Raw genomic sequence first — 26,345 nt, 5'->3', positions numbered from 1 at the left:
AACTACAACGACCGACCGGTCCGGTCACCCCCCGCGCGCGAATGGAACTCAGCAGGCAGACAAGGTCACGAAGCGACCCCCACGCCCCCTGATCACGGTCGCGCAGAAGTCACGGACGCGACCCGCGTCTCTCCCTGCCCCCAGCCCGTCGAGGAGCATCGCCGCGGCCCATTGCAACGGAATGAGTTCGTGTTCCTCCGCGCGCGCGAGGACGTCGGCGGCCAGATCCATAGCCGGACCATGGTCGGGCAGTCCGGTCAAAGAGGCCGACCGAACGAGGTCCGACTTCACGGAGTGCCGGATCGATCCGAATCCGTCCGCAAGTTCCACCGCGCGGTCCGCCCGGCTGCGCGCACGGGTGAAGTCGCCTGCCGCGAGAGCGGATTCGGCCCCGACCCATGCGAGACGGATCCGCTGTCGCACGAAGGCCTTCTCCCCCGCTTCCGATTCGGCAGCGTCGAGAGCGGCTGCGCATCGGTCGAGCAGCGACCCGCACACCGCGAGACGGCCCCGCCCGAGCGCATCGGCCGCCAACCCCGTGGCGGCGTCACACCATGCAGCGACAACATCGACGTCGCGCCGTGCGGCGACAGTGCCGACGTCGCGCCGTGCGGCGACAGTGCCGACGTCGCGCCGTGCGGCGACAGTGCTCCCGGAGCTGGTTCGCAGCGACCCCGCCTCCGCGAGAGCACGTCCGTCCAGGACGGCGGCCGCGCGATGTCCGCCCAACTGACGGAGAAGGGAGGCCTCGGTGCTCGCTCCGAACGACGACCACACTCCTCCGGTTCCACGCACTCGGGCCAGCTCGGCCCGCGCGGCGGCGTAACGTCCCTGCCCACCGAGCGCGACGGCCCGCAACCAGTTCTGTTCGGGTCCGTGCGCCGCAGGGAGCGGATGTGCCCCCGGGGACGAGCCGAAGGCCGCGGCGACCAGGATCGCGTGGCGGTCGGACGGTGTCGGTGCCGTGTGCCGGCGGGCGTCGGAATGTGCCATCGCGGAATCATCGCACCAGCGGATACCGACGATACGCGGGGCTCCGGGCCGACGCCGGGCATTTGTCGGAGAGAAATTATCACCGCGAGCGCAAATAGTCTCGATGATTGGAACGCAGGGATGCACAGAAGACATTTCCGAACATTTTGTTAAACATCGAGTTAAAACATGCGTGGTGCATGTATGGTGCCGCCCCCAACCCCCGAGGCCGAGTCGGAGTCCGCATCCAGCCGCCGAAAGGCCGGGTTACCAGCGAGTAAGGGGCTTTTTACCCACATCGGGAGCATAAGATACCCCGGATCACCCCCGCCCGCAGCGCACAGGCACGACTCCTCACGAAAGTAAATATTTCCGCGGTTAAATCTTGGCTGTTCGGTTATGGACTATCCCACTCATCGAAAACATTGACGACGAATCGATACAGATCCTACGGTGAGTTTGTTTGATTCGGATCACAGCGGGAATCCCGATGTGTCCACGGTCCGCTCGCACAATTCACGCGAGCTTGCTGCAAAGGAGTGCCACATGCCCGCACCACACACACTGCCCGGCCCCAACGCGGACCTCTGGGATTGGCAGATGCACGGTAAGTGTCGTGGTGTGGACTCCTCGGTGTTCTTCCACCCCGACGGAGAGCGCGGTCGTGCCCGCGCCCAGCGGGAGAACCGCGCGAAGGAGCTGTGCCGCACCTGCCCCGTGCTGGCCCGTTGCCGCGACCACGCCCTCGCCGTCGCCGAGCCGTACGGCATCTGGGGCGGCATGTCGGAGACCGAGCGGGAGATGTACACGAGGCAACGACGGCGGAAGGTCGCTGTGTGAGGCGGTCACCCGCCCCGTGACGACACCGTCACGGTCGTGACCATGTCAACACCGTCACGGTCGTGACCATGTCAACACGACCGTGACGGTACGACCGGGAGGCCGGTTGGAGGAGTTGCGTCGATACGACGAAGGCCCCGCAGGGAATGCGAACATTCCTTGCGGGGCCTCGCTGTATTCGTGCCGTCCGGAACGACTTTCACGTCCGGCTCGACCTACGGACCCGCCGGGCGGCGGGTCCGCGGCCCTGACCGGTCGCTCAGTGCGCGTGACCGTGGCCGTGCCCGGCCTCGGCCTCTTCCTCCGGCTTGTCGACGACGGCGCTCTCGGTGGTGAGCACCATGCGTGCGACCGAGGCGGCGTTGACGACGGCGGAACGCGTCACCTTCACCGGGTCGACGACGCCCTCGGCGACGAGGTCGCCGTAGGAGAGGGTCGCGGCGTTGAAGCCCTTACCCGTCTCCTCGACCTTGCTCACGACCACCGCACCGTCGATGCCGGCGTTCGTGGCGATCCAGTACAGCGGCGCGGTGAGCGCGGTGCGCAGCGCGGCGACGCCCGTGGCGGCGTCGCCGGAGAGGGACGCCTGGAGCTCTTCGAGCGAGCGTGCGGCCTGTACGAGAGCCGACCCGCCACCGGGGACGATGCCCTCCTCGATGGCCGCCTTCGCGGCGTTGACTGCGTCCTCGACGCGGAACTTGCGCTCCTTGAGGTCCGTTTCGGTCGCCGCACCCACACGGATGACGGCGACGCCACCGGCGAGCTTCGCGAGGCGCTCTTCGAGCTTTTCGCGGTCCCAGTCGGACTCGGTGGCCTCGATCTCACGACGCAGCTGAGCGGCGCGCGCCTCGATGTCCTCGGCGGTACCGGCACCGTCGACGATCGTGGTGCTGTCCTTCGTGACGACGACGCGGCGGGCCGAGCCGAGCAGGTCGAGTCCGGCCTCCTTGAGGGACAGACCCAGATCGGAGTTGATGACCGTACCCGCGGTGACGACGGCGAGGTCTTCGAGGAAGGCCTTCCGGCGATCACCGAAGTACGGAGCCTTGACGGCAACGGCCTTGAGGGTCTTGCGGATCGCGTTGACCACCAGGGTCGACAGCGGCTCGCCCTCGATGTCCTCGGCGATGATCAGGACCGGCTTGCCGGACTCTGCGATCTTCTCGAGGAGCGGGAGGAAGTCGGGAAGCGAGCTGATCTTCTCGCGGTACAGCAGGACGAGCGCGTCCTCGAGGACGGCTTCCTGCGCGTCGATGTCCGTGATGAAGTAGGGCGACAGGAAGCCCTTGTCGAACTGCACGCCCTCGGTGACGACCAGTTCGGTGCTCAGCGTGGAGGATTCCTCGACGGTGACGACACCGTTCTTCCCGACGCGGGTCAGCGCCTCGCCGACCATCTCACCGATCTCCTCGTCGCGCGAGGACACGGTAGCGACCTGTGCGATGGCGGTCTTGCCCTCGACGGGAGTGGCGGCAGCGAGCAGAGCCTCGCTCACCTTGTCCGCACCCTGGGCGATACCGGCACCGAGCGCGATCGGATTGGCGCCTGCGGCAACGTTCTTCAGGCCGGCCTTGACGAGCGCCTGGGCGAGAACAGTCGCGGTGGTGGTGCCGTCACCCGCGACATCGTTGGTCTTGGTCGCGACACTCTTGACGAGCTGGGCGCCGAGGTTCTCGAACGGATCCTCCAGCTCGATCTCACGGGCGATGCTCACACCGTCGTTCGTGACGGTGGGACCACCGAAGGCCTTGGCGAGCACGACGTGCCGGCCACGCGGGCCGAGCGTCACCTTGACAGCGTCGGCCAGCTGGTCGACACCGCGCTCGAGAGCCCGCCGCGCGGTCTCGTTGAACTCGATTTGCTTGGACATGTTCTGCGACTACTCCTGGACTCGGATGTTCCCCAACGTATTCCGCCCCGGGTCCGAAACGGGACACCGGGGCGGAATGCAAGCGGCCTACTTGGCGACGACAGCCAGGACGTCGCGCGCAGACAGGATCAGGTACTCCTCGCCGGCGTACTTGATCTCGGTTCCGCCGTACTTGCTGTAGATGACGACGTCGCCTTCCTTGACGTCCAGCGGGATGCGCTTGTCGCCATCTTCGTCCCAGCGGCCGGGGCCGACGGCGACGACGGTGCCCTCCTGGGGCTTCTCCTTCGCCGTGTCCGGGATGACCAGGCCGGAGGCAGTCGTCGTCTCGGCCTCGTTGGCCTGGACGAGGATCTTGTCCTCGAGCGGCTTGATGTTCACGCTCGCCACGATGAGCCCTCCACTTTCAGGGGTAATGGGGTCCGAGAACCGGTGTTCTCGGACACGGGTGTGTTCAGTCATCACGGTGACTCCGCACGCGTCCCGTCGTCGCGGGTGCCGGGCCGGCGCTCGGTGTCACTAGCACTCTATACACGAGAGTGCCAGCGCTCAAGGGCAACGGGTGCAAACACGCCGACCTGCGTGGAACCCGACGTCATGTTACGGTTGAATAACGGAAACCCATGAGCGTGATCGTTCGGTGACCTCAGCCGAGGTAGGCCCTGGACGCCTGGTCGTCGATCACGCACGGAAGGTGAACAATGCCCACGTCGCTCGGCATCTCCGTCGGCGCCTCCGGCGTCGGCTCGGCCCTGCGCGTCGATGCTGCACACGCGCCCGCAACGGAATTCCGCAGACTCGCCTCCGAGTCGCAGCCCGGGCGCGATCTCGGAGATCTCGTCTTCGACGCCGTCTCGCTCACGTCTCCTCGCGGAACCGCCCGCGGAGCCGACAGCCCGGACATCATCACAGTCGCATACCGCACCGAGGAACAGGCGAACGAGATCCGCACGGCCGCCGAGCGGACGGGCCACATGGTCCGCCTCGTTGCGGAGACCACCGCCGCCCTCGAATACCTCTACACCGTGGGGGTCCGTCGCGAACCCGGCGCAATCGCGCTCGTGGACATCGGAGCCACCGGCACGACCGTCTCCGTCCTCGACCGCGCGACCGGCACCCTGCTGCGGTCCGCACGCACCGAGACCGTCAGCGGCGACGCCCTGACCGCACGTGTGCTCGATCATGTCCGCAACGCCACCGAGCGGATGCGCACCCGGCGGCAGATCGACCCCGGCCTGCTGGCGGCCCGGTGCCAGGGCGCCCAGGAGGCACTCTCCTCGGCGACGACGACCCGCATCGACATCGCCGAGGCCGGTCCCGACGCGACGGTCACCCTCACCCGAGCGCAACTGGACGAACTGACGACCGATCTCGCCGACGAAGCGGCGGCGTTCACGCGGCGCATCTGCTCGAGCACCGATCCGGTTCCCGAGACCATGGCCCTCATCGGAGGCGCGGCCGCGTCCCCCGTCCTCGCCGCGGCGATCTCGGCGGAGTTCGACGGCGAGATCGTCACCGTCCCCGAACCGGGAGCGGCTGCCGCGATCGGTGCGGCGCTGTCGGCCGATTCCCTGTCCTCGGTCGGATACACCGTGGTCGGTGCCCTGTCGCGCACCGGCAACCGATCCTCGGGTCGTGTCTCCGGTGCGGTCGCCGGGCTCCTGGTGCTCAGCGCGATCATGGCCGGCTTCGCCACCCAGCACTTCACCGAACGAGACAGCAGCGACGCCCAGGTGTCGCCGCGTTTCACGAGCGGCGACGTCCCCACGCAGGAGGCCGGTCCCGGCGAGTCGGCCGTCCCGTCCCACGACCCGCCGCCCGAACCCGTGACGTCCCGGAGCACCCAGGACGCACCCGCGCCCACGACGGTTCCCTGGCCGTTGCCGACCGTCGAGCACACCGTTCCGTCGACCCAGGATCCGTGGCCCACCGCGCCCGAGTCGTCGAGCACCACCGTGACACCCACGCCGATCGATCAGGTGCCGACACCCGGGTCGACAGCGGAGGAAGAGTCCGACACGGACCGACCGTTCACGTCGCCGGATTCCGAGACCGCACCGAGGCCCGATCCGGACTCCACGGCTCCGGACACGACCGCTCCGGACACCACAGCTCCGGACACGACGGCTCCCGACACCACCGAGCCGACCACGCCGCCGGAGACGACGAGCCCTGCGCCCACCGATCCGGAGACGACCGAACCGAGCACCGGCGTGAGCCCGACCCCCCCGTCGACCACATCGCCGACCGAGACGCCGTCCGCGTCGCCCACCGGCGCATATCCGACCGACGTGTCCTCCACGATCGCGTCCGTCACGGAGGAGAGCACGACCGTGCCGTCCACCGGACAGACCACGACGGGCGACACGACCACCGGGGAGACCACCACCGGATCCGGAACCTCGGAGATCGCCCCCACCTAGGCGGAGCGCCCTCCTCGGGCGACGGATCGGTCGGGAACGGTCAGGCGACGACCTGCGACACCGACACCGACAGGCCCGGATCCGTCGCAGCGCCCAGCGAGGACGGCTGCGCCCCCGCGGCGATGAGATGCGCGCCCAGCGACGCGATCATGACGCCGTTGTCGGTGCACAGCTTCGGTCGCGGCACACGCAGGGTGATACCGGCGGCAGCGCACCGTTCCTCGGCGAGCGCGCGCAACCGGCTGTTGGCGGTCGCTCCACCACCGAGGACGAGCGTGTCGACACCGAGATCCTGGGCGGCCCGCACAGCTTTCATGGTGAGCACGTCCGCCACCGCCTCCTGGAAGCCCGCGGCGACATCGGCGACCGGCACCGGCTCGCCCTCACGTTCCTTCGCTTCGACGAAGCGGGCCACCGCGGTCTTGAGACCGGAGAACGAGAAGTCGTGACGCGCGTCGCGCGGACCGGTCATACCCCGCGGAAAGACGACCGCGGAGGGGTCGCCCTGGCGGGCCAGCCTGTCGACCTCGGGACCGCCCGGATAACCGAGCCCCAGCAGTCGCGCGACCTTGTCGAAGGCCTCCCCGGCGGCGTCGTCGACGGTGGTGCCGAGTTCGACGATGGGTTTGCCGAGATGTTCGACGTGCAGCAGGTGGGTGTGACCACCGGAGACGAGCAGCGCCACGCAGGGCGGCATCGGTCCGTGCTCGAGGGTGTCGACCGCGACGTGGCCCGCGAGGTGGTTGATCGCGAAGAACGGCACGTTCCACGCTGCCGCGTAGGCCTTGGCGGCGGCGACACCGACGAGAAGTGCTCCCGCGAGACCCGGCCCGATGGTTACGCACACCGCGTCCGGCTTCTCGATCCCGGCCTCGTCGAGGGCGCGCCGCATCGTCGGCACCATGGCTTCGAGGTGGGCGCGGGATGCGATCTCCGGCACCACACCACCGAAGCGGGCGTGCTCGTCCACGCTCGACGCCACGGCGTCGGCCATCAGCTCGAGGGTGCCGTCACCCACCCAGCGGACGATGCCGACACCGGTCTCGTCGCACGAACTCTCGATGCCCATCACGACGGGGCGCTCGGGCAGCTCGAATCGGGGGCTGGTGGTGCTCACGCCGGTGACTCCTCTCGCGGATCCGGACGACGCATCGTGTACGCGTCCGCGCCGCTCGGCTGGTAGTAACGCTTCCTAATTCCGACGATCTCGAAGCCCTCGCGCCGGTACAGGGCGATCGCCGCGTCGTTGTCGGTGCGCACCTCGAGGAAGACCGGCCCTCCCCAGCGGTCGGCGACGGCCAGCAACTCCCCCAGGAGGGCTCCGCCGATCCCCCGGCGGCGCGCCACGGGGTCCACACCGATGGTGTGCACCTCGGATTCGGGTTCGATGGCCGTACCGAGTCGCGCGAGTCCCGCGTAACCGATCAGCCGGCCCTGCGGGTCGCGGGCCGCGAAGTAGCGGTTGTGGGGCGAGGCCAGCTCCGAACGGAAGGCGTCGGCGCTCCACGGGTCGTCGCCGGGGAACAGGATCTGTTCGAGTTCGGCGCAGCGGGGTGCATCCTCGGGGCGCAGTGCGTCGATGACGACCGCGTTCTCTGCGGCCGTATTCTCCTCGGGTGTGGCGTTCATGCTCGGCGATTCGCGGTCTCCACCGCGTCGGGGCGGCGCAGGTACAGGGGCACGAGCGGCTCCGGTTCGGCGCCCGCGCGCAGGGCGTCGGCCGCGACTGTCACCAGGCCCGCCGGGGACGGCGTCTGCACGTCCACCGCCGGAAGGTCGAACAGCGCGACGTGCGACGACGAGCCCGCCACCCGCACCGACGGCTCGGGGGGCACGTCGGCGGGCTTGCGCACCTCGGGTCCTTCGACGCGGCGGCCGCCGGAATAGCGTGCCCAGTAGATCTCGCGACGACGGGCGTCGGTGACGACGAGCAGATCGTCGTCCGTACCGTGTTCCCGGTGGACGTCCGCGGCGATCGCGTCGAGGCTGCACACACCGTGCACGGGGATGCCGAGCGCATCACCGAAGGACGCAGCAGTGGCCATGCCGACGCGGAGACCCGTGAACGGGCCGGGTCCGATGCCGACGACGATCGCGTCGAGATCGGTGGGGGCAGCGCCGGCCTCGGCGAGGCATTCGAGGATCTGCGGGGTGAGGACTTCGGCGTGCGCTCGCGGATTGTCGAGCACGCGCGCAGCGACCGTCTCGGGTCGGGCATCGTCCCGACCGCGGTCGAGACGGACGACTCCCGAGGTCACGGCGGGGGTGGCGGTATCGACAGCGAGCACGAGCACGATGTACCAGCTTACCCCGCGCGACCTGCCCGGTCGGTGTGCAGTGACGGAAGCCACCGGCATGCGGACTGCCGGTGGCTCAGCCGATCCATTCCCACGAGGCACGGCGGACGTCGGTGCCCGGGTCGCGCCGGAGCCGGACCCTCAGATGCCGTTCGGCGAGCTGTTCGACCAAGCCACCGCCCCATTCGACCACCACGACGGTGTCGGTCAGGTCGGTGTCGAGGTCGAGCGCGTCGAGTTCGTCGAGGGCGTTCGGTCCGTCGCCGAGACGGTAGGCGTCGACGTGGACGAGCCCGACCGGTTCGCGTCCCTCCGGACTACCGGGACGGTGTTCGCGGGCGATGACGAAGGTCGGGGAGGTCACGCGTCCCTCCACCCCGAGGCCGACGGCGATTCCGCGGGTCAGTGCCGTCTTTCCCGCGCCGAGCGGCCCGTCGAGCACGACGAGGTCGCCGGCCCGCAGCTCGGCTGCAAGCCTGCGCCCGAACGCCTCGGTGTCCTCCACGGTCGGCAGTTCGATGGTCTGCTCCCCCACCTGCGGCCCACTCGATTGCGAATCACCCAATTGCGATCTGCCTTCCGTTCACTCCCTGCGTGAAACTCCGCTGGATCAGACGATCGAGGGCACGGTCGACCACCTCGGGGAACTCCAGCTGCACGAGGTGCCCGGCACCACGTACCCGCTCGAGTTCGACATCGAGCAGTTGCTCCGCCAGCGCCTCGGAACTCGCGTACGGGATGACCATGTCGGCGTCGCCGGACAGCACCAGCACGGGCACGGTGCCCAGGACCGGAAGCGCCGCGGACTCGTCGTGCAGTTCGAGGGTGCGGAGGAAGTTGACGATGGTGAGCACCGACGTCTCGTCGAGCATCCGGTCGGACAACTTCACCAGGCGGGGGCTCACGACCGTGCCGTAGGACGCCGCACGCAGGATCGGCGTCACGACGGCACGGGCCGCGCCGCGCGCGAACTGCACGAATCCCGGTGCGGTACGCGCCGCGTACCGGAACGCGTCGATCACCGGGTTCTCGAGATTGCGTCCGATACCGGTCTTGCTCAGACCTGCCGCGGTGGTCGCCAGGAGCCCGACGCCCACGATGCGTTCACCGAACAGGTCGGGTCGCTGGGAGGCGAGGGCGATCGCGGTCATGCCGCCCATCGAGTGGCCCACGACCACCACCGGACCGGTAGGCGCGACCTCGTCGATCACCCGGCCCAGGTCACGGCCGAGCTGCGCGATGGTGCACGTCGCGGCACCGGAGAAACCGGATTCGCCGTGACCACGCTGGTCGTAGAAGACGGCACGCACGTCGCGTCCCCACTGTTCGCGCAGGTGTCGGTACTGCATGTGCCAGGACTGCATGCGCAGGCAGTAGCCGTGGACGAACACGACCGTGAGCGGAGCCAGCGACGAGCCGCTCTCACGGACCACGAGCGGCACACCGTCCTCGGTGGTCACGATGCGGCGCGGGAGCCGGAGGATCTCGTCGAAGTCCTCGTTCTGATAGATCTCGTGGGCGGGCGCGCCCGCGGTCTTGACCGCGTACAGTCCCGCCGACGATGCGAGCGTCGCGAGGCTCGCACCGAGGAGTCCCATCCTGTTCACGAGGGACATGACGTCACGCTCCCTTCGCTCCGACATAGGTCCGGACGGTCCGTCCGCCGATGCCGGTCACGATCTCGTAGTTGATCGTGTCCAGCTTGTCGGCCCAGTCCTGGGCGTTCGGTTCTCCATGACGCCCGTCACCGAAGAACAACGCCTCGTCGCCCTCGCTTACTCCTGCCCCGTCGGGGCCGAGGTCGACGACGACCTGATCCATGCACACGCGCCCGATCTGCGGGCACCGGCGCCCGCCGAGCTGCACCTCGATGCGCCCGCTGAGATTGCGGCGGATTCCGTCCGCATATCCCATGGGCAGCAGCGCCACCGTCGTATCCGCGGGAGCGGTCCAGGTGTGCCCGTAGGACACGCCGTCTCCCGCCTTCACCTTCTTCACCAGCACCACCCTCGCCCGCACGGTCATCACCGGCCGGAAGCCCAGGTCGCCGAGTTCCGGGATCGGTGTCAACCCGTACATCGCAATTCCGGGCCGAACCATGTCGAATCGCAGGTCGGGACGGGTGACGGTGGCCGCGGAATTCGACAGGTGCACCACTTCGGGAGCCAGATGGTGCCGCCGCAGATCCGCGACGGCCTCGCTCAGCCGGTCGCGCTGCTCGGCGTTGCCCGGATGCTCGGGTTCGTCGCCGTGGGCGAGGTGCGAAAAGGCTCCACGCAGCCGCACGACACCTTCGGCCTGTGCCCGGCCCAGGTCGCGCACCATGTCGTCCCACTCGTCGACGGCGACACCGTTGCGGTTGAGGCCGGTGTCGACCTTGACCGTGACGGTCGCGGTGACCCCGACCTGCCGCGCCGCCTCGACGACGGCCGCTAGATGCCGCGGCGAGGACACGCCCAGTTCGATCCCGGCCTCGACGGCGGGAGCGAAATCGGAGTCGGCGGTGTGCAGCCACGACAGGATCGGAGCCTCGATACCCGCGGCGCGGAGTTCGAGGGCCTCGCCGAGCGTCGTCACACCCAGTTCGCGGGCGCCTGCGGCGAGCGCGGCACGCGCGACCGGCACGGCCCCGTGGTTGTAGGCGTCGGCTTTGACGACGGCCATGACCGCAGCGGGACCCGCGTACTCCCGGAGCGCTCGTACGTTCTCCGCCACGGCATCGAGATCGATGAGGGCTTCGGCTTGGGGAAGGACGGTACGTGCAGGTCGCGGGGTGCGTTGGGTCGTGGTCACGTCTGTCGATCCTGCCACTGCGCCGTCGGACGCCGACGTCGTGTCCCCGTGTACCACGTCACGATTCGGCAATGTGGGTGCGCAGCAGACGAATCGAGTCGCCGAGTCGCGAGAGGATCGCGCTCGCCGAGGTCGGCGCCGCTCCAGGGGACTCCGGGTCCTGCGCGGCCAGGTTCGCGGCGAGGGCGTGGGCCCGAGCACCGGCCGCCGCGGCCAGGTCCACCGGCATGCCCGACGAGAGCAACGACCCGATGACACCGGCCAACACGTCCCCGGCACCCGCGGTCGACGCCCACGAACCGCCCGCATCGTTGACGAAGACGTGCCCGTCGGGCCGTGCCACGAGCGTCGCGCGCCCCTTGAGCAGCACGTGCACTCCCCAGTCGGCGGCGAGGGAACGTACCGCCGCGACCCGGTCCGGTTCGGGGCGGTTCCCGGTCAGGCGTGCGAACTCGCCGGCGTGCGGGGTGAGCAGGGTGTGCGCGGACCGGCCCCGCACGAGACCGGGTTCGCGGGCGAGGAGCGTGAGTCCGTCGGCGTCGACGAGCACCGGCAGGTCGGTGGCGAGGATGTCGCGCAGGTTCGCGCAGGCCTCATCGTCGGTACCGGCACCCGGCCCCACGACCCAGGCCTGCACCCGCCCGGTCTCGGCCACCGAGGGCGACACGACGACCTCGGGGAACCGCGCGAGCACCTCGGAGGCACCCGACCCGACGTAGCGCACCATGCCGGAGGTCGCGGCGACGGCCGCTCCCGTGCACAGCACACCCGCCCCCGGATACCGGGCGCTGCCGGCACGGACACCCACCACACCCTGGGAGTACTTGTCGTCCTCGGCGCCGGGCACCGGCCAGATCGCGCCGATCTCGGACGGTTCCGCCGCGACCAGCCCGGCCTCCGGGAGTGTGAGTCCGATGTCGACGAGTTCGACGCGACCGCAGCGCGTGGCGCCGAGTGCATGGACCGGCTTGTAGGCGCCGAAGGTGACGGTCACCGCGGCCGTGATCGCCGGTCCGTCGACGGCACCGGTATCGGGGTCGACACCGCTCGGGATGTCGACGGCGATGATCGGCGCGGTGATCTCGTCCACGAGCGCGGCCGCCGCCGGTCGCAGCGGTCCGCGCCCGGAGATGCCGACGATGCCGTCGAGCACGAGGTCCGGGTCGCCGAGGTGCTCTGGAGTCGCCGGGACGATCCGCCCGCCGGCCTTCCGCAGTGCCCGCAGACCCGCGGGGTGCGCCCGGTCGGGGTCGAGCAGCAGTGCAGTGACGGACACGCCCCGCCGGCGCAGGAAGGTTCCCGCCCACAGCGCGTCGCCGCCGTTGTCGCCGGACCCGACGAGCAGGCTCACCCGCCGACCGGCGATCCCACCGGTGCGTTCACGCAGTTCGGAAGCCACGACCCGCGCGAGTCCGTAGGCCGCGCGCCGCATGAGGGTTCCCTCGGGGAGAGACTTCAGCAGCGGCGCCTCCGCCGCGCGGACCACGTCGGACGGGTGAAAACTGCGCATCGTCCCTCCTGCACCGGCGGGTGGGTCGCTATTCGACGGTGACCGACTTGGCGAGGTTGCGGGGCTTGTCGACGTCGTAACCACGGGCCTGCGCGACCTCCGCGGCGAAGACCTGCAACGGCACCGTCGACAACAACGGCTGCAGCAGCGACGCCGACGACGGGATCTCGACGAGGTGATCGGCGAACGGCCGGACCGTCTCGTCGCCCTCCTCGGCGATGACGACGGTGACGGCCCCGCGGGCCTGGATCTCGCGGATGTTGCTGAGCAGCTTGCTGTGCAGCACGGCGCGGCCCTTCGGCGACGGCATCACGACGATGACGGGCAGCCCGTCCTCGATCAGCGCGATCGGGCCGTGCTTGAGCTCACCGGCCGCAAAACCCTCGGCGTGCATGTACGCCAGCTCCTTGAGCTTGAGCGCACCCTCGAGCGCGACCGGGTAGCCCACGTGCCGACCGAGGAACAGCACGGCCGGCGAGGCCGACAGCTCCCGCGCCAGCGCCCGCACCGGCTCCATCCCGGTCAGCAGCTCGGCGATCTTCTCCGGCATCGCCGCCAGATCCTGGTACTCGCGGGCCACCTCGTCGGGATACTTCGTGCCGCGCGCCTGCGCCAGCGCCAGACCCACCAGGTAGTTCGCGGCCATCTGCGCCAGGAACGCCTTCGTCGAGGCCACACCGATCTCCGGGCCGGTGCGGGTGTAGAGCACCGCGTCGGCCTCCCGCGGGATCTGCGCGCCGTTGGTGTTGCACACCGCCAGCACCCGCGCCTTCTGATCCTTGGCGTGCCGGACCGCTTCGAGGGTGTCGGCGGTCTCCCCGGACTGCGAGATCGCCACGACCAGCGTCGACCGGTCGAGCACCGGATCGCGGTAGCGGAACTCCGAGGCCAGCTCGACCTCGACGGGCAGGCGGGTCCAGTGCTCGATCGCGTACTTGGCGACCAGGCCCGAGTGGTACGAGCTGCCGCAGGCGACGACGAACACCTTGTCGATGTCGCGCAGTTCCTGATCGGACAGGCGCTGCTCGTCGAGCACGATGCACCCGTCGACGAAGTGACCGCGCAGGGTGTCGGCGACCGCGGCCGGCTGCTCCTCGATCTCCTTGAGCATGAAGTAGTCGTGGCCGCCCTTCTCGGCGGCGGCGAGATCCCAGTCGATGGTGAACGGCCGCGTCGCCACGTCGGTGTTGCCGTCGAAGTCGGTGACCTCGTAGGAGTTGTTCGTGATCACCACGACCTGGTCCTGACCGAGCTCGACCGCCTCCCGGGTGAACTCGATGAACGCCGCGACGTCCGAGGCGATGAACATCTCACCGTCGCCGACCCCGACGACCAGCGGCGTCGACCGGCGCGCCGCGACGATCGTGCCCGGATGATCGGCGTGGGCGAAGACCAGTGTGAACGCACCCTGCAGGCGGCGCAGCACACTGCGGGCGCTGTCGACGAAGTTGCCCGCCGTCGGACCCTCGGCGTAGGCGCGGGCCACCAGATGCACCGCGACCTCGGTGTCGGTGTCGCTGGCCAGCTCCACACCCGACTTCTCGAGCTCCTCACGCAGCGGCGCGAAGTTCTCGATGATGCCGTTGTGCACCACCGCGACCTTGCCGGTCGCGTCGCGATGCGGATGCGCATTGCGGTCGGTGGGACGACCGTGGGTGGCCCACCGGGTATGCCCCATCCCCGCGGTACCGGCGAAGTGCTCCTCGCCGATCTCGGCGAGCTCGGCCTCCAGATTGACCAGCCGCCCCGCCTTCCGCTCGACGGCCAGACCACCCTTGCCGTCGAGGATGGCGATTCCCGCCGAGTCGTAACCCCGGTACTCCATCCGCCGCAGCGCTTCCACCACGACGTCGAGAGCACGACGGTGCCCGACATAGCCCACGATTCCGCACATGCCTAGCAGGGTACTGGTCGACCCCCGCCCGGGAACAACACACCGGTGAGCCCGTACACCTGCATCGGGGCACGCCGTCCGGTACGCACCGACCCCGGCGGGCAGCGCCATCCGCTAACGTTCAGGCCGTGGCGGCGAACCCCAAGAAACTGGCTCAGGAACTCTCCCGGCGCGGCCCGCACTCGGTGCTGCGCGGCGACCTGGCGCTCGCCGGTCAGCCGGGTGTCGTGTACACCCCAGCGGAAGGCTTCGACCTGCCCGCGATCGCGTTCGGGCACGGCTGGCTCACCGGGGTCACGAAGTACACGAAGCTCTTCGAGCACCTCGCGTCCTGGGGAATCGTGGTGGGCGCACCCAACACCGAACGCGGACCGGTGCCGTCGGCGATCGGCTTGTCGACCGACCTGCTCACCACCCTCGACATCTGCACCGGCGTGCGTCTCGGTACCGGGCGGATCAGTGTCCATCCGTCGAAGCTCGCGCTGGTGGGCCACGGATCGGGTGCCGGGGCGGCGGTGCTCGCCGCTGCGAGGCGTGAGGTCGCGGCCGTCGCCGCGCTCTACCCCTCGCCCGTCTCCCCCGCTGCCTCCGAAGCCGCGGGCCGCGTGCGGGCACCGGGCCTCGTCCTCGTCGGTGAGAAGAGCATCGGGTCGATGACCAGCGACGCCGTCGCGGTCGCCCGGGGCTGGGGCAGTGACGACGTGCAGCTGCGGGTCGTCGAGAAGGCGAACGACGAAGGACTCGTCGAGGGGCGCCGCCTGCTCGGAGCGCTCGGCGTCGGTGGTGCCGAGCGTCGCACCCAGGAACGCACTCGTGCGCTGCTCACCGGCTTCCTGCTGCACCGTCTCACGGGCGACAAGACGTACGCGATCTTCTCCGACCTCACCACGGAGCTGCCCGGCTCCACGGTGATCTCCGACCCCGACGTCGTCGATCGCGATCTCGGCACGCAGGTCAACCTGCTCCTCGGGCGCTGACGTTCCGTCGTTCGCGTCACAGCGGTCCGGCTTCCGCGAGCACGACTCCTGCACCGCCCTCGTCGTTCTCGTCCTGCCGGCGGTCGGCCTCGACCGGTCCTGGGGTGTGTTCGCGTCTGCGTTCGCCCGGGCGGATCCCGGGAACCGTCAGCAGTGCACCTTGATTCGGCGGATCGCTCGGTCCGTGCTGCGTCGACCCGTCGTCGACGACGGGAGCCACCGTCCCGGCACCGGATACGCCCGCGGCCGCCGCCCCGGCATCATCGGCGACGCGTTCGGTGGTCGTCGCCAGGTCGGTGACGCTGCCCGCGATCCGGCGGACGGCCTCCTCACATGCCCCGAGCACCACGTCGACGGCGTCCCGGACCGCCGGGACCAGACGTTCCTCCATCCATCTCCGGCACTCGGCGGCAGGGTCGGACACGTCGCCACCGGGCGGGTCGCCCAGGTTGCCACCGGGCGGGTCGCCCACGTCGCCACCGGGCGGGTTGCCGAACCAGCGGGCATGCTCCTCCGGGCTCGGTCCGTGCGGGCCACCGCTCGCTCCGGCGACGATCGTGTCGATCTCGTCCCTCGTGCGACCGTCGACGGTGCCTTCCGCGAGTTCCCCGACGACGCGGGCCTTCTCACGCAACGCTGCGGCGATCGCGGTGGCCGCCGATTCCAGCGCGACCGCGAGATCGGTCAGCGACGCACACAGCGCCACTCCGGAACGGACGGTGGCCGTCAGCTCGGCGCGAGCCCGGTCGGCGGCGGATCCGTCCCACGACTCGTCGAGTTGCTGCAGGAGGCGACGCTGTTCGTCGGTCCGACGACCGAGCGAGGTCGCGAGCGAGCGCGTCGTGGCGGCGTCGTCGGCGAGGGCGGGCAACGAGAGGGTTCGTTCCTCGTCGTAGCGTGCCCGGACGTCCGCGACGCAACAGCCGGACTCGAGCCCGAGAGCATGCAGGGACTGCACGAGGTCGGTCAGACGGGCCAGGCCGGGCGCTCCCGCGTCGAGGATGTCGCCTGCGCTCTCGGGAGGGGTCCTCACGGCTGCCGGGTCCCTGCGTCGCCGAACCCGACGCTGTCGAGTTCGGCACCGGTCACAGCGGTGAGGGCGATGCCGGTCGCGTCGTCCTGGTGCCGGTATCTGTCTGCCGCCGCGCGCAATGCGTCGGCCTGCGCCTGCACGGTCGCCGCCCAGCTCTCACACGTCGCACGCATCCTGCGATATCCGGTCTCGACGCGAACGCCGGCCGACCGGTGCGTCGATCCGGCACCGGAGCCGTCGAAGACGAGACCGCCGAAGCCACGACGGATCTCGTCGTCGGCGTCCTCGGCGACCTCCTCGAGTCGTGCCGCGACGGCTCGCACCGCGTCGCCGTCGACCTGGATCGTGCTGTGCTGTGTGTCCATGTCCGCCCTTCACCCACCGAACCCTCTCGAAGGGTTAGGACGCAGCGCAGGACGATCCGGTTCCACCGCAGCGTGACTGCGAGCGGAAACCGGCAGCGAAGGGCAGGGACCGCGCAGGTCAGACGGCGGCGACGACTCCCGCGAGACGGTCGGCGACCGCCCGGGCGTGATCGTCGTCGGCGGCTTCGACCATGACGCGTACGAGCTGCTCGGTGCCCGACGGACGCAGCAGCACCCGGCCGGTCTCACCGAGTTCGCGCTCGGCCTCCGCGACCGCGTCCGCCACCGCAGGATCGCTCGCGACGGCGACCTTGTCGTGGACCCGCACGTTCACGAGGACCTGCGGAAGCGATGTCATCACCGAGGCGAGCTTCGCGAGCGGCAGACCCGTCGTGGCGATCCGCTCCATCAGGCGCAGGCCCGTGAGCACGCCGTCGCCGGTCGTACCGTGCGCGGGCAGGACGATGTGGCCGGACTGCTCACCGCCGAGGCCGTAGCCACCGCGGCGGAGCTCCTCGAGCACGTAGCGGTCGCCCACGCCGACAGTGCGCACCTGGATCCCCGCCGCGCGCATCGCGAGATGCAGACCGAGATTGCTCATCACCGTGGCGACGAGGGTGTCGTCGGGAAGTTCACCGGCTTCGTGCATGCCGAGAGCGAGGATCGCCATGATCGCGTCACCGTCGACCACCGTGCCGGTCGCATCGACGGCGAGGCAGCGGTCGGCGTCGCCGTCGTGCGCGAGACCGAGGTCGGCGCCGTGCTCGAGCACGGCCTGCTGCAGCACGGACAGGTGCGTGGATCCGCAGCCGTCGTTGATGTTCAGTCCGTCGGGTTCGGCGTTGATCGCGATGACCGTGGCACCTGCGGCCGCGTAGGCGGCCGGGCCGGCGTGCGAGGCGGCGCCGTGCGCGCAGTCGACCACTACGGTCGTACCGGTGAGCGGCTTGTGCACGGCCGTCGCGAGATGCGCGAGATAACGGTCGAGGGCGTCGGACACGACGCGCACCCGGCCGATACCGGAGCCGGTGGGGCGTGCGGCGCTCTCGGCGTCGCCGTGCAGCACCGCTTCGATCCGGTCCTCGACCTCGTCGTCGAGCTTGTGCCCGCCGGCTGCGAAGATCTTGATGCCGTTGTCGGGCATCGGATTGTGCGACGCGGAGATCATCACGCCGAGGTCGGCGCCGTAGTCACCCGTGAGGTACGCGACCGCTGGGGTGGGCAGTACGCCCACCGACACCACGTCGACTCCGGCTGCGGTGAGTCCGGCCGTGACGGCCGCCTCGAGCATCTCCCCGCTCGCGCGTGGGTCTCGACCCACGACCGCGACCGGTCGCCGCTCGGCACCCTGCGGGGCCAGGACCGCTGCCGCAGCGCCTGCCAGGCGTACTGCCAGCTCCAATGTGAGCTCGGCGTTGGCCAAGCCCCGGACTCCGTCGGTGCCGAACAACCGACCCATGTACACAGCCTCCCAGTCGTGTGCGGCCCCCGCCGCGGGTGTCGATAGAGGACAGAATGCACGAAAGCAGGCGCCGGTAGGAGATGTCTACCGACGCCTGCTCTCGTGATGGAACAGGTGCCGACTCTGACGAAATCAGCGTCGGCGGCACATCAGCGCTTGGAGTACTGCGATGCCTTACGGGCCTTCTTCAGGCCGTACTTCTTGCGCTCGACGGCACGCGGGTCACGCGTGAGGAAGCCGGCACGCTTGAGCGCGGGGCGATCCTCGGGGGTGACCTCGGTGAGTGCACGCGCGATGGCGAGACGCAGCGCGCCGGCCTGGCCGGACGGACCGCCGCCGTGCAGGCGTGCGTGGATGTCGAACGACTCGGTGCGCTCGACCGTCACCAGGGGCGACTTCACGAGCTGCTGGTGCACCTTGTTCGGGAAGTAGTCCTCGATGGTGCGGCCGTTGAGGGTGAAGTTGCCGGTGCCGGGCACGAGGCGGACGCGGACGACAGCCTCCTTACGGCGACCGACGGTCTGGACCGGACGGTCGAACACGATCGGGGCAGCAGGTGCCTCGACGACGTCCTCGACGTACTCGTCTGCAGCGACCTCGACGTTCTCGACGTACTCTTCGGGGTTCACGTTCTGTTCCTCGGGCGTCGTCACTGTGCCACCTGCTTGATCTCGAACGGCACCGGCTGCTGCGCGGCGTGGGGGTGGTTCGGGCCCGCGTAGACCTTCAGCTTCTTCGCGATGGCGCGACCGAGCTTGTTCTTCGGGAGCATGCCGGTGACGGCCTTCTCCACGAGGCGGTCGGGGTTCTTCTCGAGAACCTCGCCGACGGAACGAGCCCGCAGACCGCCCGGGTGACCGGAGTGGCTGTAGAGGAACTTGTCGGTCCGCTTGTTGCCGGAGACGGCAACCTTGTCGGCGTTGATGATGACGACGAAGTCACCACCGTCGACGTGCGGCGCGAATGTGGGCTTGTGCTTGCCGCGGAGCAGGTTTGCCGCCTGCACCGCGAGGCGGCCGAGCACCACGTCGGTGGCGTCGATGACGTGCCACTGATGGGTCACGTCGCCGGCCTTCGGTGTGTACGTAGACACAGATCTTCCTCGTCTATCGTTTCGCTGCTGGCCTGCATGCCGACGGTTGCCACGCCCGGCGGCCAGTTGGGACCCGGGAGAGGTGTTCGTCGCACCACAGGGCACGACGACGTGCGACACGCCGAGGGGACACTCTACCGGGCGGACGCCGGGCCGGTCAAAGCGCCGCAGCAGCCCTGCCCTTGCGCACCCTCCGCTGGAGCACCCCGGAAGCAGCAGCACGTCCCGGCGGCCTCTCCACCACCGGGACGTGACAGCGCCGGATCGGTCCGGATCCGGCAGACCCGGATCAGCCCGGGAAGCGCTGCTGGTTCAGGCGCTCGACCTCCTGCATGTTGTCGTTACCGGTCGAGACCACCCGACCGATGTCGTGCAGCACCTGGATGAGGCCGGCCTCGGCCTCGTTCCAGCGCGCCTGCGTGGCGGCGTAGCGCTCCTGCGCCCCACTGTCCCAGGTGGCGATGAGGGGCGCCACCTGCCCCTCGATGCGGTCGAGCGTCGCCTCGATCGCCTTCTGACCGGACACGAGCTGGGCGTGCAGGTCGGCGACGCCGGCGAAGTTCTGATAGATCTCGGACACGGATCGTTCTCCTTGTTCTCGAATGTGTGCCGGAGGGCTGTGTGCCGGAGCGACCGGGGATCAGGTGAACGACCCGTTGAGCACCGAACCGCCATCGGGGTCGATCGCCGACAAGGACTGGGCCTGCTGGTCCTCGGCAGCGGCGTACGACCGTCCACTGGTGCGCACGGCTTCTGCCAGTTCGTCCAGGGCGTTCGACAGCTTGGTGTGGTTGACGTTCCAGCGCTCCATGATTCCGGCGAACTGTTCCGCCGAGCGGCTCCGCCAGACCGACGGCGCGGACTGCACCACGCCCGTCAGACGACCGAGGATCGCGTCGAGTTCGGCGCGGGAGTCCTGGAGTTGTCCCGCGACGACCTCCATGGTCGCTACATCGGTGGTGAGGTGATTCGAATTGCCGGTCGGTTGGGTCAACGGCGTACTCCTTCGCTCGTGCGTGGATCATCCGGCTCGGTGTCGAGCCGGTCCTGGCTCCTACATCTGGTTGGACGCACCCGATCCGGTATCGGTTCCGCGCCTTCCGAAATTCGTGGACCTTCTTTTCTCACCCGCCCCGGAGGGTGTGGACGGCCTGCTCGCATTCACTCCGGATACGGGTCCATTCCCCCTCGAGGTACTGGCATCCCACGGAGACCTGAAGTCCGGGGAAGACCAGGACCGACCACCGCACCACCGAGTAGTCGTCGGGAACTTCGGTGTAGGCCACGACCTTGCGGTCGGCGAAGGTCGTGTCGGTGTCGAGGTCGCGGATGACAGGTGCACGTTCGGCGGCCCGCTCCGCCAACGCGGAGGCGACCGAGCGCTCGTCGATCCCGTCGGGAAGATCGCGGTACACGACCAGGATCCGGCGATCGGTTCCGCCGACCGGTATCAGTTCCGCGCGCCCCTCGGGCACGGTCGCGGGGTCGCGGACGCGCCAGCCCTCCGGCAGGTCGAGGTGCAGCGGACCGGCGTCGATCCGCGTCGACGGGGAGGGACCGGCGTCGGCGGCCGACTCGGGCTCACGAGCGTCGGTCGGCGGCTCCTCTGCAGCAACGACTTCCGGCGGAGCCGGGACCTCCGCGTCTCCACCTTCTCCGGTGAGAAGCGGCCACAGGAAGATCGCAGCGGCGAGCAGGAACGGAATCACCGCCCCGGCGACGACCAGCGCGGGCACCGTGCCGGCCCGCCCGCCACGAGGGGGATCCGGGCGTGCGCGCACCTCGCTGAGCCACGGCAGTGTCCTGTCGGGTCCGTCGGTCGTCGGAGCGATGGCCGGGGCTCTCGCGGTCCCTCCGGTTCCGGCCGGTGGCGCCGGAGGGCCGGTCACGGCGCTGAGCATCTCCGAGGCCGCGACGGGCAGGACCCGCCGACCCGAACCCACGAAATCAACTGCGAGAGAGAAGAATTCGACACCGGACGGTTCGCCCGGGCCGCCGGTCACCACCACGACCTCCGGCCCAGCCCCGCCGCACACCGAGGTCAGCAGGTTCTCGAGTCGCATCGCGGCGTCCGGGGAGTGCACCGACAGACCCGGATCGCGTGCGAGTCGTTCGACGGTCGGCCCGTCGGGTCCCGGCGGAGCGATGCTCACGGCGGTGACTCCCCCGGCGGCGAATTCGAGCACCGCACACCGCTCGTGCGGCGCAGGATCGGCGGCGCGCGCGGCGGCCACCGCGGCCGGAAGCAGGATCGTATCGCCTGCGACCTGCCGCACGGCGGTCCGGAAGAGATCGCGGCGCCGCTCGTTCCACCAGGTCGGGTGTATCGCGCACGCCACCCCGCCGATGTCCGGTGCACCCACGGTCGCTGCGGCGTAGGAGACGAGCCCGCTCAGCAGTTCTCCGAGTTCGGTTTCCCCTTCGACCGCGGCCGCATCCACGAGTTCCGTGACATCCACGAGTCCTGCGACGCCGGCCGGCTCCGACGGTTCCTCCGCTGCCGCTCCGTAGACCCGTCGGTCGCCGAGATCCGCGGCGAGAGCGGGCACGCTGCGCGTGGTTCCGGGCCATCCGATGTGGACGGATCCGGGTGTCAGCGTGAACGCGACCGCGACGACCGTCTCGTCCCGGAGCGCCATCACACCTCCGGCGCCCACGCGGTCTGGACGAGCGCCGTGCCGTCGCGTCGTACGAGTGTGCCGCGGCCCGGCGGCACCGGCGACGGACGGACCGCGCCGACGAGCGCTCCCTCGTCGCGGCTACCGCTCATGATCAGACCCGGAGTCGACAACTCCCGCAGACGCCCGAGGATCGGTTCGTACATCGCGCGTCCGGCACCACCCGAGCGACGCGCGACCACCAGGTGCAGGCCGATGTCACGTCCCTGCGGGAGATAGTCGAGCAACGGCAGCAGCGGATTCTGGCCAGAGGTGGCGACCATGTCGTAGTCGTCGATCACCACGAACACTTCGGGTCCGGTCCACCACGATCGATCGCGCAGCTGTTGTTGCGTCGTGCCGGGGCCCGGCAGCCGGCGCTCGAAGATGCCGGCGAGTTCGCGGACCATGACTGCGAGGACCGTTGCCGACGCAGCGTATCCCCCGAGATGGTCGCCGCCCACGACACCGAGCAGCGTGCGGCGGTAGTCGCCGACGATGATCCTGGTCTGCGCACCGCTGCCGGCTTCGACCAGTCCGCGGCACAGCCCTCGCAGCAGATTGGTCTTGCCGCACTCCGAGTCGCCGAAGATCAGCAGGTGCGGATGGTCGGTGAAATCCACCGATACGGGCGCGAGTTCGGATTCGTCGATGCCGATCGGGACGGAGAGCCGGGCCGCCGGGGACGCGTCGGCCGGTGGCGGCCACCCTGAGGGCAGAGCTGTGAGAAGGTCGGGCCGGTCGATGCGTTCGGGCAGCATGCGCACCGGTGGCGCCGAACGCCCCGGCGTGGCAGCACGGACGGCCTCGACCGCCGCTGCGACGCCGACCGCGAGATCGGCCGGATCGGAGCTTCCGTCCACCCGCGGCAGCGCCCCCAGGATGTGCAGGCCATCGCGGTCGATACCGCGTCCCGGCCGCCCTTCCGGCACCATCGCCGCTCTCTTTCGGCCGTACTCGGAGTCGGACGGGTCGCCGAGGCGGAGTTCGAGCCGCGTACCCAGCAGGTCGCGCATGGCGGGCCTCACGTCACCCCAGCGCGGGGCGCTGAGCACCACGTGGATGCCGTAGGACAGACCCTGGGCGGCGAGGATCCCGATCGTCTGTTCCAGCGCCTCGAAGTCCTGCCGGATGCTCGGCCAACCGTCGACGACGAGAAAGACGTCGCCGAACGGATCGCCGGTGGCCGGTGCGACCGCGTCGGCGCGCATCCGCCGCAGCTGAGCTATGGACTCGATGCCGTTCTCGGCGAAGGACCGTTCGCGACGACGCAGCAGCGACATCATCTCCGCGACCGTGCGGCGCACCCGGTCGGTGTCGTGCCGCCCCGCGACGGAACCGACGTGCGGCAGGCCGGCCAGACCGGACAACGTGCCACCACCGAAATCGAGACCGTAGAACTGCACCTGCTCGGCGTTGTGCGTGAGGGCCATCGACAGGACGAGGCTGCGCAGCAGTGTGGACTTCCCGGACTGCGGGCCGCCGACCACCACGACGTTGCCGGCCGACCCGGACAGATCGACCACCAGCGGGTCGCGGCGTTGCTCGAACGGCCGGTCGACGACACCGACGACGGTGCGCAAGGTTGCGTGACGCGGCACGTCGCCGGTGAGCACCGACCTGGGCAGCAGCATGTCGAGCGACGGGGAGTCGTCGAGCGGAGGAAGCCACACCTCGTGCGCCGGTGTTCCGTGCCCCCGCATCCGGTCGACGACCACCTCGAGCACGCTCCGGCCGTCACCCGCGGGAAGAACCGGGAGCGGCTCCGTGACCGGGGCGGGCGGACCGGCGTCGACCGGCACCGCCCGCGCGGTGAAGAGCCGGGGCCGGGACGTGCCGGCCGGCACCGCCGATCGGGTGCGCCGGGTGGGGCGGCCGGGCTCGTACGGCCCCGAGACGTACGCCGCGGAGAACCGCTGGATGTCGGCGGAATCGGTCCGCAGATATCCGGCGCCGGGTGTCGACGGCAGGTGGTAGGCGTCGGGAACGCCGAGAACGCTCCGCGATTCGTTTGCGGAGAAGGTCTTCAGGCCGATGCGGTACGACAAGTGGCTGTCGAGACCGCGGAGGCGACCCTCGTCGAGTCGTTGGCTGGCGAGCAGCAGGTGCATGTGCAGCGACCGGCCCAGGCGTCCGATCGCCGCGAAGAGGTCGGCGAATTCGGGCTGTTGAGAGAGCAGTTCGGAGAACTCGTCGACCACGATGAACAGCGCGGGCAGCGGGTCGAGCGGTGCACCTGCCGCCCTGGCCTTCTCGTAGTCGCCGACGTTGGCGAAGTTGCCTGCGGTCCGGAGCAGTTCCTGGCGGCGGTTCATCTCGCCTTCGAGGGCGTCCTTCATGCGGTCGACCATCGCGATCTCGTCGGCGAGGTTGGTGATCACCGCCGCGACGTGCGAGATCCGGTCCAGACCGAGGAAGGTCGCGCCGCCCTTGAAGTCCACGAGGACCAGGTTGAGTGCCTCCGGCGGGTGCGTCGCCACGAGACCGAGGACCAGCGTCCGCAGGAACTCGCTCTTTCCCGATCCGGTTGCGCCGATGCACAGTCCGTGCGGTCCCATCCCGTTCTCGGCGGCCTCCTTGAGGTCGAGTTCGACAGGCGCACCGTCGATGCCGACACCGATCGGTACCCGCAGGCGGTCGCGCCCGCGGCGTGGCACCCATACCTGCGCGGGGTCGAAGCGGGCCACGTCCCCGAGGCCCAGCAGCTCCTGCCAGCTCGACGGCCGGTCGTCGCCGGCGCTCTCGTCCACCGCTCCGCTCGTCACCCGGTACGGCGCGAGCAGTCTGGCCAACGTCTGTGCCTGCGGAGTCCCGATGCCGTCGGCATCGGCGAAGATGTCGACGTCGGTGCCGGTGGCGACCCCGACCCGTCCTTCCTCGACCACCAGGCGCAGGCCGCGCGTCGCGCTGAGCCGCGTGGCGTAACCGGAGAGGTCGAGCACGGTCACTGCGTCGAGACCGTCGTCGAGCACCCCCGAACCCGATCCCGTGACCCCGCCGTCGACGACCACGACGAGGTGCACGGCACCCTCGGTGGCCGGGGCGTTCCGGACGAATCTGCTGCGACCGGCGAGGACCGCCGCGAGATCGGTCTCGAGTTCGAACAGCGAACCGAACACCGTGCGTGCACTGCCCGCACCGTCGCGCAGGACCGGGTTCTGCGCATGCGGCAGCCACTTGATCCATTCCCATTCCGCAGCGGTGTCGGGCCCGCACACGACGGCGACCTGCAGTGTGTCGGGACCGTGGAAGGTGCACGCCTGCGCGAGCATCCCCCGAGCGAGCGAGCGCGCCGCGCTGCGATCGCCCTCGAGGCCGATCGCCGCGAAACCCCGCAGCGACACAGCCGTGGGCAGCGCCTGCACCACCGAGTGCGCGCGCACGAACCTGCGCAGCGACAGGGCGGCGACGGGTTCGAGATCCTCGACCGGCCCGGTGTCCGGAGGCACGAGTCGGGTCGCGAGTCGCTGCCCGCCGCGCCCCACCCTGAGGTGACCGAAGTCGGGATCGGTGCTGCGCCGCTCCCACATCCGGACGGTGCCGGCGAGGGTCCACAGCAGGGCCGGGTCGGGATGCGACCATTCGAGCGCCCGACGTTGTTCGTGCGCCGTCTCGGTGACCTCGCGCCGGAGCTGGTCGAGATAGCGCAGATAGTCCTTGCGGTCCTCGTTCGCCTCGGCGGTCTTCGTTCCCCCGCTGCGACCACCGTTGGCGAGCATGCCCACCAGGGACACGACCATCATGAGCGGGAAGATCATCGCCATGGGGCTGCGTGCGGCGCCGGTGGTGAACATCAGCGCGACCATCCCGATCATCGCCGCGACCATCACGAGCGGGAGCAGTCTGGTCACCAGATTGCCGGGCGTGGCCCGGGGAATGTCCGGTGGCGGTTGGACACTCACCTCGCCGCTGGGAGCGCGCGGTGCCTCCCGCCGTGCTCTGCGTACGAAACGCACGGTACTCACGTTCGTCACCCCCCCGGAACGCCGTCGGCCGCCCCCTACGGCCCCACGGTCGTGGAAGACTAACCCATGGCTGCGACCTTCCGTGCTCCTGTTCGCCCCTCGGCCCCTCGACGGACAACTCGGGCACGACACCGGTCGGGACGATGTCGTATGGTCTGCGTCGTTCGGACTGCAGTGACGGGGGGAACCGAGGC

General features: G+C 69.9%; 23 protein-coding genes. 3 read left to right on the top strand and 20 right to left on the bottom strand.

Features of this window, described 5'->3' with window-relative positions; all coding sequences use genetic code 11:
* Positions 1-48 precede the first annotated feature (48 nt).
* On the bottom strand, positions 49-993 hold the full coding sequence (locus NVV99_RS15385; RefSeq protein ID WP_024101590.1) for a hypothetical protein: 945 nt from the start codon (positions 991-993) through the stop codon (positions 49-51).
* A 525-nt stretch (positions 994-1,518) separates the two neighbouring features.
* Between NVV99_RS15385 and NVV99_RS15380 the strand changes: the two genes are divergently transcribed.
* The gene (locus NVV99_RS15380) at positions 1,519-1,812 is read left to right on the top strand and encodes a WhiB family transcriptional regulator (RefSeq protein ID WP_006550073.1); all 294 of its coding nucleotides are present in this window, start codon (positions 1,519-1,521) and stop codon (positions 1,810-1,812) included.
* Positions 1,813-2,071: 259 nt separating this feature from the next.
* Here NVV99_RS15380 and groL read toward each other — a convergent pair whose 3' ends face one another.
* Both groL and groES read right to left on the bottom strand, forming a co-directional pair.
* Positions 2,072-3,682, bottom strand: a complete 1,611-nt coding sequence (gene groL, locus NVV99_RS15375; RefSeq protein WP_006550072.1) for a chaperonin GroEL — start codon at positions 3,680-3,682, stop codon at positions 2,072-2,074.
* 87 nt (positions 3,683-3,769) lie between these two features.
* A complete protein-coding gene (gene groES, locus NVV99_RS15370; protein ID WP_006550071.1) occupies positions 3,770-4,072 on the bottom strand; it encodes a co-chaperone GroES in 303 nt (100 codons plus the stop codon).
* Positions 4,073-4,383: 311 nt separating this feature from the next.
* On the opposite strand from groES, the gene NVV99_RS15365 reads away from it, so the two are divergent.
* A complete protein-coding gene (locus NVV99_RS15365) occupies positions 4,384-6,105 on the top strand; it encodes an Hsp70 family protein (RefSeq protein ID WP_024101591.1) in 1,722 nt (573 codons plus the stop codon).
* A gap of 40 nt (positions 6,106-6,145) precedes the next feature.
* Here NVV99_RS15365 and tsaD read toward each other — a convergent pair whose 3' ends face one another.
* The 8 genes from tsaD to glmS form a co-directional block, all read right to left on the bottom strand.
* On the bottom strand, positions 6,146-7,174 hold the full coding sequence (tsaD, locus tag NVV99_RS15360; protein WP_041803781.1) for a tRNA (adenosine(37)-N6)-threonylcarbamoyltransferase complex transferase subunit TsaD: 1,029 nt from the start codon (positions 7,172-7,174) through the stop codon (positions 6,146-6,148).
* A gap of 44 nt (positions 7,175-7,218) precedes the next feature.
* Positions 7,219-7,734 carry a ribosomal protein S18-alanine N-acetyltransferase gene (gene rimI, locus NVV99_RS15355; RefSeq protein ID WP_051424839.1) on the bottom strand — a complete coding sequence of 172 codons (516 nt, stop codon included), beginning with the start codon at positions 7,732-7,734 and terminating at the stop codon, positions 7,219-7,221.
* On the bottom strand, positions 7,731-8,399 hold the full coding sequence (gene tsaB / locus NVV99_RS15350; RefSeq protein ID WP_024101594.1) for a tRNA (adenosine(37)-N6)-threonylcarbamoyltransferase complex dimerization subunit type 1 TsaB: 669 nt from the start codon (positions 8,397-8,399) through the stop codon (positions 7,731-7,733). The genes rimI and tsaB overlap by 4 nt, the downstream gene beginning before the upstream one ends.
* 79 nt (positions 8,400-8,478) lie before the next feature.
* Positions 8,479-8,937 (bottom strand): tRNA (adenosine(37)-N6)-threonylcarbamoyltransferase complex ATPase subunit type 1 TsaE, encoded by a 459-nt coding sequence (tsaE, locus tag NVV99_RS15345; RefSeq protein WP_041803419.1) that lies wholly within the window; start codon positions 8,935-8,937, stop codon positions 8,479-8,481.
* Positions 8,938-8,959: 22 nt separating this feature from the next.
* Positions 8,960-10,018: an alpha/beta fold hydrolase gene (locus NVV99_RS15340; RefSeq protein WP_024101596.1), complete on the bottom strand. Its 1,059-nt coding sequence runs from the start codon at positions 10,016-10,018 to the stop codon at positions 8,960-8,962.
* Positions 10,019-10,022: 4 nt separating this feature from the next.
* A complete protein-coding gene (gene alr / locus NVV99_RS15335) occupies positions 10,023-11,195 on the bottom strand; it encodes an alanine racemase (protein WP_024101597.1) in 1,173 nt (390 codons plus the stop codon).
* A gap of 58 nt (positions 11,196-11,253) precedes the next feature.
* On the bottom strand, positions 11,254-12,705 hold the full coding sequence (locus tag NVV99_RS15330) for a bifunctional ADP-dependent NAD(P)H-hydrate dehydratase/NAD(P)H-hydrate epimerase (protein WP_024101598.1): 1,452 nt from the start codon (positions 12,703-12,705) through the stop codon (positions 11,254-11,256).
* 28 nt (positions 12,706-12,733) lie between these two features.
* Entirely contained in the window at positions 12,734-14,599 is a 1,866-nt protein-coding gene (gene glmS / locus NVV99_RS15325) for a glutamine--fructose-6-phosphate transaminase (isomerizing) (RefSeq protein WP_006550061.1), read from the bottom strand.
* A gap of 128 nt (positions 14,600-14,727) precedes the next feature.
* Here glmS and NVV99_RS15320 point away from each other — a divergent pair, with 128 nt between their 5' ends.
* Positions 14,728-15,576, top strand: a complete 849-nt coding sequence (locus NVV99_RS15320; protein ID WP_024101599.1) for a hypothetical protein — start codon at positions 14,728-14,730, stop codon at positions 15,574-15,576.
* Between the two features lie 16 nt (positions 15,577-15,592).
* Here NVV99_RS15320 and NVV99_RS15315 read toward each other — a convergent pair whose 3' ends face one another.
* The 9 genes from NVV99_RS15315 to NVV99_RS15275 form a co-directional block, all read right to left on the bottom strand.
* Positions 15,593-16,609 carry a WXG100 family type VII secretion target gene (locus tag NVV99_RS15315; protein ID WP_041803420.1) on the bottom strand — a complete coding sequence of 339 codons (1,017 nt, stop codon included), beginning with the start codon at positions 16,607-16,609 and terminating at the stop codon, positions 15,593-15,595.
* Entirely contained in the window at positions 16,606-16,974 is a 369-nt protein-coding gene (locus NVV99_RS15310) for a hypothetical protein (RefSeq protein ID WP_024101602.1), read from the bottom strand. The genes NVV99_RS15315 and NVV99_RS15310 overlap by 4 nt, the downstream gene beginning before the upstream one ends.
* Positions 16,975-17,092: 118 nt before the next feature.
* Positions 17,093-18,433, bottom strand: coding sequence for a phosphoglucosamine mutase (gene glmM, locus NVV99_RS15305; protein WP_024101603.1), 1,341 nt, complete (start codon positions 18,431-18,433; stop codon positions 17,093-17,095).
* Between the two features lie 152 nt (positions 18,434-18,585).
* Complete coding sequence (rpsI, locus tag NVV99_RS15300; RefSeq protein WP_006550056.1) at positions 18,586-19,089, bottom strand: 30S ribosomal protein S9; 504 nt, start codon at positions 19,087-19,089, stop codon at positions 18,586-18,588.
* The gene (gene rplM / locus NVV99_RS15295) at positions 19,086-19,529 is read right to left on the bottom strand and encodes a 50S ribosomal protein L13 (RefSeq protein WP_006550055.1); all 444 of its coding nucleotides are present in this window, start codon (positions 19,527-19,529) and stop codon (positions 19,086-19,088) included. Before rplM ends, rpsI begins: the two co-directional genes overlap by 4 nt.
* 289 nt (positions 19,530-19,818) lie before the next feature.
* Complete coding sequence (locus tag NVV99_RS15290; RefSeq protein WP_016690931.1) at positions 19,819-20,109, bottom strand: WXG100 family type VII secretion target; 291 nt, start codon at positions 20,107-20,109, stop codon at positions 19,819-19,821.
* A 60-nt stretch (positions 20,110-20,169) separates the two neighbouring features.
* Positions 20,170-20,523 carry a WXG100 family type VII secretion target gene (locus NVV99_RS15285; protein ID WP_229565273.1) on the bottom strand — a complete coding sequence of 118 codons (354 nt, stop codon included), beginning with the start codon at positions 20,521-20,523 and terminating at the stop codon, positions 20,170-20,172.
* A gap of 130 nt (positions 20,524-20,653) precedes the next feature.
* On the bottom strand, positions 20,654-22,168 hold the full coding sequence (locus tag NVV99_RS15280; RefSeq protein WP_242411739.1) for a type VII secretion-associated protein: 1,515 nt from the start codon (positions 22,166-22,168) through the stop codon (positions 20,654-20,656).
* A complete protein-coding gene (locus NVV99_RS15275; protein ID WP_024101607.1) occupies positions 22,168-26,151 on the bottom strand; it encodes a type VII secretion protein EccC in 3,984 nt (1,327 codons plus the stop codon). The genes NVV99_RS15280 and NVV99_RS15275 overlap by 1 nt, the downstream gene beginning before the upstream one ends.
* Positions 26,152-26,345: the final 194 nt, after the last annotated feature.

Source organism: Rhodococcus sp. PAE-6 (assembly GCF_025290685.1).
Lineage (GTDB): Bacteria > Actinomycetota > Actinomycetes > Mycobacteriales > Mycobacteriaceae > Rhodococcus > Rhodococcus pyridinivorans.
The sequence above is the reverse complement of the archived record's forward strand: the minus strand, read 5'-3'. Positions and strand labels throughout refer to the sequence as shown.